This is a genomic window from Arthrobacter sp. zg-Y1143, assembly GCF_030125565.1.
GTDB lineage: Bacteria > Actinomycetota > Actinomycetes > Actinomycetales > Micrococcaceae > Arthrobacter_B.
The window spans coordinates 364,400-370,399 of record NZ_JASKLW010000006.1; the positions used below are offsets into that span (position 1 = coordinate 364,400).

Annotated in this window: 4 protein-coding genes; 1 reads left to right on the forward strand and 3 read right to left on the reverse strand. The window is 65.1% G+C overall.

From position 1 onward, the window contains the following. Positions 1 to 698 precede the first annotated feature (698 nt). Positions 699 to 1,082 carry a DUF488 domain-containing protein gene (locus QNN98_RS10290; RefSeq protein WP_227911631.1) on the reverse strand — a complete coding sequence of 128 codons (384 nt, stop codon included), beginning with the start codon at positions 1,080 to 1,082 and terminating at the stop codon, positions 699 to 701. Positions 1,083 to 1,157: 75 nt separating this feature from the next. Between QNN98_RS10290 and valS the strand changes: the two genes are divergently transcribed. Continuing rightward, complete coding sequence (valS, locus tag QNN98_RS10295) at positions 1,158 to 3,785, forward strand: valine--tRNA ligase (RefSeq protein WP_283996977.1); 2,628 nt, start codon at positions 1,158 to 1,160, stop codon at positions 3,783 to 3,785. Positions 3,786 to 3,853: 68 nt separating this feature from the next. Here valS and QNN98_RS10300 read toward each other — a convergent pair whose 3' ends face one another. Both QNN98_RS10300 and clpX read right to left on the reverse strand, forming a co-directional pair. Then, complete coding sequence (locus QNN98_RS10300; RefSeq protein ID WP_227911633.1) at positions 3,854 to 4,471, reverse strand: mycothiol-dependent nitroreductase Rv2466c family protein; 618 nt, start codon at positions 4,469 to 4,471, stop codon at positions 3,854 to 3,856. A 66-nt stretch (positions 4,472 to 4,537) separates the two neighbouring features. Further along, positions 4,538 to 5,830 carry an ATP-dependent Clp protease ATP-binding subunit ClpX gene (gene clpX, locus QNN98_RS10305; protein WP_227911634.1) on the reverse strand — a complete coding sequence of 431 codons (1,293 nt, stop codon included), beginning with the start codon at positions 5,828 to 5,830 and terminating at the stop codon, positions 4,538 to 4,540. Positions 5,831 to 6,000: the final 170 nt, after the last annotated feature.

Sequence of the window (6,000 nt, forward strand, 5' to 3'; positions counted from 1 at the left end):
TTCCCCCACCCTCGCAGTTGCACTCATCTTCCGGTCGAGCAGTGAACTGTCAGGTGAGGGAACGGACTGCATCGTGGCCTATTCCTCTGCTCTGGAGGGACAGTGACCAACCCGGCCGGCCTCGAAACTGAGCTCTTTCCCGGCCGCCGGCTCAGTCCGCAATTGCGCTCTTCCCCACTCCGGCGGCTTTCCAAACCCCCAGCTGCAGCCGCACCTGCTCACTTTTCCCCGCACCAGGCAGCTTCCCTACCTGAACTTCCCACGCTCCGGGACTGCTGTTACTGATGGGGTCACAGCAGCCACATCCGTATCGAAGCGTGGGAATTTCCAGGCACGCGATCGGGCTGGAACCATCCTGGGTACAAGCCGGACTCTATCTCCACATCTCCCAACTTCCAGCCGGCTCTCTACCCGTCCTCCCCCACTCCCGGCCGTCTCCCTGCCGAAGTTCCCCTCTGCCGGCAGCCTCCCGCAGCCGCACCCTGGTCCTTGCCCCTTCTCCCGGCAGCTTCCCTAACTGAACTTCCCACGCTCTGGGACTCCTGTGACTGATGGGGTCCCAACAGCCACATCCGTACCGAAGCGTGGGAAATTCCAGGGCCCTCGGCCGGGAACGCCTTGGCAACAAGCCTGCCCTGGGGCTCCGACACCGCTAGGGCCCGGCATGGGCAACCCTGCCCTGCCCTGCCCTGCGAGCCCTACGCCCCCGGACCGGGAACGGCCAGCAGATAGTCCCGCAGCACCACTGCTTCGTTCTCTTTCTCGTTCCGCGCCCCGTACAGCAGCACGGTATCCGGCCGGGACCGGCACTCGAGGTTGAAGTCTGCCACCCCGGGATTGTCCGCAAGTTCGGCCCGGTAGCGCTGCACAAACTCCTCCCAGCGCTCCGGACGGTGGCCGAACCATTTGCGCAGGCCGGTGCTGGGCGCCACGTCCTTCAGCCATTCATCCAGGCTCGCCTTTTCCTTGGACACCCCGCGCGGCCACAGCCTGTCCACCAGGACCCGGAAGCCGCCGTCGGGCGGTTCATAGATCCGCCGGATCCGCACGTTCCAGGATGAGGATTCCCTGCTGGCAGCCATACCGGGATGCTACTGCCGGCGAACCCGGTCCCGACAGTGCCGCAGAGCATACGCCTGCATGGAAGAATGGAAACCATGGCTGAACATATCCCGGGCACAGACACGCCCGACAACGCACCCAAGACCGTTTCCGTCCCCGACAAGCCCGCTCTTGAGGGGCTCGAGTCCAAGCTGAGCCGCCGCTGGCGCGAGGAGGGAACGTACGCGTTTAATCCGGACACCGTCCGGGAGCAGGTCTACTCCATCGACACTCCCCCGCCCACGGCCTCCGGTTCGCTCCACGTGGGACACATGTTCTCCTACACCCAGACCGACGTGATGGCCCGCTACCAGCGCATGACCGGCAAGAACGTGTTCTACCCCATGGGCTGGGATGACAACGGCCTGCCCACCGAGCGGCGCGTGCAGAACTACTACGGCGTGCGCTGCGACCCCACCAAGCCGTACGACGCCGGCTACCGCCCGCCGGCCAAGGCCGCGAAGAACCAGCGGGATTTCGACGTCGTTTCCCGCCGGAACTTCATCGAACTGTGCGAGGAACTGGCTGTGGAGGATGAGAAGGTCTTCGAGGACCTCTTCTCCACCCTGGGCCTGTCCGTGGACTGGAACCGGACCTACCGCACCATCGACGACCACTCACGTGCCGTCAGCCAGCGCGCCTTCCTGGACAACCTGCGGGCCGGCGACGCGTACATGGCCGAAGCCCCCACCCTCTGGGACGTCACGTTCCGCACCGCCGTGGCCCAGGCCGAACTGGAAGACCGCGAGCAGCCCGGCGCCTACCACCGCATCAGCTTCCATGCCCCCGACGGCGAGAAGATCTTCATCGAGACCACGCGTCCCGAACTGCTGCCGGCCTGCGTGGCACTGGTGGCGCACCCCGACGACGAGCGGTACCAGCGCCTGTTCGGCACCACGGTGAAGTCCCCGCTGTTCGACGTCGAGGTTGAGGTGAAGGCGCATCCGCTGGCCAAGCCGGACAAGGGCTCGGGCATCGCCATGATCTGCACCTTCGGCGACCTGACCGACGTGACCTGGTGGCGCGAGCTGAACCTGCCCACCCGCGCCGTGATCGGCCGTGACGGCCGCGTCCTCGCCGATACTCCGGAGTGGATTGCCACGGAGAAGGCGAAGGAAAACTACGCAGCCCTCGCCACGAAGACGGTCTTCAGCGCCAAAGAGACCGTCGTGGAGATGCTGCGCGAAAGCGGCGACCTCGACGGCGAGCCCAAGAAGATCACCCACCCGGTCAACTTCTTCGAAAAGGGCGACAAGCCCCTCGAAGTGGTCACCAGCCGCCAGTGGTACATCCGCAACGGCGGCCGCGACGAGGAGCGCCGTGAACGCCTGATTGCCCGGGGCAAGGAAATCGACTTCCACCCGGCGTTCATGCGCTCCCGCTACGAGAACTGGATCGAGGGCCTGAACGGCGACTGGCTGGTCTCCCGCCAGCGCTTCTTCGGCGTTCCGGTGCCGGTCTGGTACCCGCTGGACGCATCCGGCAACCCGGACTATGACCACCCCGTGCTGCCGGCATCAGAGTCCCTGCCGGTGGATCCCGCCGCCGAAGCTGCTCCCGGGTACGAGGAGTCCCAGCGGAACCAGCCCGGCGGGTTCATCGGCGACGCCGACGTCCTGGATACCTGGGCCACTTCCTCGCTGACCCCGCAGATTGTGGGCGGCTGGAGCGTGGAGGAAGACCTGTTTGCCAAGGTCTTCCCGTTCGACCTCCGTCCGCAGGGCCACGACATCATCCGGACCTGGCTGTTCTCCTCCGTGGTACGCGCGGACGCCCTGAACGCTGCCGCTCCTTGGAAGCACGCCGCGATTTCCGGCTGGATCCTGGACCCGGACCGCAAGAAGATGTCCAAGTCCAAGGGCAACGTGGTGGTCCCCACCGATGTGCTCAACGAATACGGCTCCGATGCGGTGCGCTACTGGGCGGCCTCTGCCAAGCTGGGCGCGGACACCGCGTACGAGATTGCGCAGATGAAGATCGGCCGCCGGTTGGCCATCAAGCTGCTCAACGCCTCCAAGTTCGTCCTGAACCTGGGCGCCACGGAGAAGAACGTGGCGCTGGATGACGCCTCGGTGATCACCAACGCACTGGACCTGGCACTGCTTGCCCAGCTGACCGACGTCGTCAACGCGGCCACCAGCGCCTTTGAACGCTACGATTACGCCAAGGCACTGCAGCTGACGGAGTCCTTCTTCTGGTCCTTCACCGATGACTACGTGGAGCTGATCAAGGACCGCGCCTACGGAGCCGCAGGAGACGCGGAGCAGGCCTCGGTGCTGGCCACCCTGGCCACCACCCTGGATTCGCTGCTGCGCCTGTTCGCACCGTTCCTGCCCTTCGCCACCGAAGAGGTCTGGGGCTGGTGGCGTGCCGGCTCGGTGCACCGGGCACCGTGGCCGAACGTGGACGGCCTGTCCACGGCCGTGGCAGACGCCGACGCCGGGATCCTGGGAACGGTCGCCGCCGCCCTGGGCGGCATCCGCAAGGCCAAGTCCGAAGCCAAGGTCAAGCAGCGCACCGAGGTCCTCAAGGCCACGGTAACGGCTCCGGAAGGGGCCGTGGCGCGGCTGCGTGCCGGCTCCGCCGATCTGAAGGCCGCCGGCAATGTCCGCGAACTGAACCTGTCCGTCGGCGAGGGCGAGCTGACCGTCTCCGACGTCGAACTGGCACCGCCCGCGGAGTAGCAGGTACGCGAAAGGCCCGGCCGGAAATATCCGGCCGGGCCTTTTAACGTGTCAGCCGAATTGACGTGTCAGTCGAAGCGGGGATTTTCGGTACGGCTGCGCTTGAGTTCAAAGAAGGCCGGGTTCGAGGCCAGCATCACGGCGCCGTCGAACATGGTGCCGGCTTCCTCGCCGCGCGGAATGCGCGTCAGGACCGGGCCGAAGAACGCGGTGCCGTTGAAGGCCACTACGGGGGTGCCGACGTCGTCGCCCACCTTCTCGATGCCTTCCTTGTGGGAGGCACGCAGCTGGGCGTCGTATTCGTCCGTATCGGCGAAGCGCGCCAGCTCGGCAGGCAAACCTACTTCGTCCAGGGACTCGCGGATCACGGCGGGGAAGTCATCGTTGCCGCCGTCGTGGATGCGGGTGCCCATGGCGTCATAGAGCTTCTTGACGTACTCGTCCCCGTGCAGTTCCTGTGCGGCAATGATCACGCGGACCGGGCCCCAGCCGCTGTCCATGCGCTGCCGGTATTCCTCGGGCAGGTCGCGGCCCTCGTTGAGGACGGACAGGCTCATCACGTGCCACTTGGTGGTTACGTCCCGGACCTGCTCCACCTCGCCCATCCAGCGGGAGGTTACCCAGGCAAACGGGCACATGGGATCAAACCAGAAATCGGCAGTGGACGCAGAACGGTCAGCACTCATGCGGGTCTCCTTCAAAGGTCGTCGACGGCGTTGGATGCCGTGGTCAGTACCGTGTGCAACCGCACTCTAGGCAGATTTGTTCCTGCGCTTGGTAGCGACCGCGTGGGAGATCAGCGTGGGCTCCGCCTTGTTCTCGACGGTATCCGCCGTGATAACCACGGTGGCAACGTCGTCCCGGCTGGGCAGGTCGAACATCACCGGCAGCAGGACTTCCTCCAGGATGGCACGCAGGCCGCGTGCGCCGGTGCCGCGGGCCAGGGCCTGGTCCGCAATGGCATCCAGGGCGCCCTGCTCGAAGGTCAGTTCGACGCCGTCGAGCTGGAACATCTTCTGGAACTGCTTGACCAGGGCGTTCTTCGGCTCGGTGAGGATCCGGATCAGTGCCGTGCGGTCCAGGTTGGACACCGTGGTGATCACCGGCAGGCGGCCGATGAACTCCGGGATCAGCCCGAACTTCAGCAGGTCTTCGGGCATTACCTCGGCGTAGGAGTCCGTGCCCTTGGTGGTCTCGATCAGGGGCGCGCCGAAGCCGATGCCCTTGCGGCCGGACCGGGAACCGATAATTTCCTCGAGTCCGGCGAAGGCGCCGGCCACGATGAAGAGGACGTTGGTGGTGTCGATCTGGATGAATTCCTGGTGCGGGTGCTTGCGTCCGCCCTGCGGCGGCACGGAGGCCACGGTGCCCTCCAGGATTTTCAGCAGCGCCTGCTGCACACCCTCGCCGGAAACGTCGCGGGTGATGGAGGGGTTCTCGCTCTTGCGTGAAATCTTGTCGATCTCGTCAATGTAGATGATGCCCTGCTCGGCCTTCTTGACGTCGTAGTCAGCGGCCTGGATGAGCTTGAGCAGGATGTTCTCGACGTCTTCGCCCACATAGCCTGCCTCGGTCAGGGCGGTGGCATCGGCGACGGCGAACGGTACGTTCAGCCGGCGGGCCAGAGTCTGCGCGAGGTAGGTCTTGCCGCAGCCGGTGGGGCCGATCAGCAGGATGTTGGACTTGCCGATCTCCACCTCGTCCGCAGCGACGGCGTCCGAGAGGTTGCCGGTGCTGCGGGTGGCGTGGCCGGACTGGATACGCTTGTAGTGGTTGTAGACGGCGACGGCGAGGGAACGCTTGGCCGGTTCCTGGCCGATGACGTATTCCTGCAGCGAGTCGAAGATCTCCCGCGGTTTGGGCAGCTCGAAGGTACCGAGATCGGCTACCTCGGAGAGCTCCTCTTCAATGATCTCGTTGCATAGATCAATGCATTCGTCGCAGATGTATACGCCGGGGCCTGCAATGAGCTTCCGCACCTGCTTCTGGCTCTTTCCGCAGAAAGAGCACTTGAGCAGATCCGTGCTCTCACCAATGCGAGCCATAGTTCAGTCCCCTTAGATGGTCCTTCAAAAAGCGGTTCCGCAGCACAAGCCAGCCAACCATGTTCCACTCTAGGACACTTGGCAGAGCTATTCAGCAACCGAGCGGCCCCGGGGGGGGGAAAAAAAACCACCCGCCCCCCCCCGCCCCGCCCACAGTGTTGTTTGGGGGG

What these genes read in the sequence shown, in the direction of transcription:
- valS (WP_283996977.1), top strand. Translation starts at nt 1,158, where the DNA reads ATGGCTGAACATATCCCGGGCACAGACACGCCCGACAACGCACCCAAG.
- clpX (WP_227911634.1), bottom strand. Translation starts at nt 5,830, where the DNA reads ATGGCTCGCATTGGTGAGAGCACGGATCTGCTCAAGTGCTCTTTCTGC.
- QNN98_RS10290 (WP_227911631.1), bottom strand. Translation starts at nt 1,082, where the DNA reads ATGGCTGCCAGCAGGGAATCCTCATCCTGGAACGTGCGGATCCGGCGG.
- QNN98_RS10300 (WP_227911633.1), bottom strand. Translation starts at nt 4,471, where the DNA reads ATGAGTGCTGACCGTTCTGCGTCCACTGCCGATTTCTGGTTTGATCCC.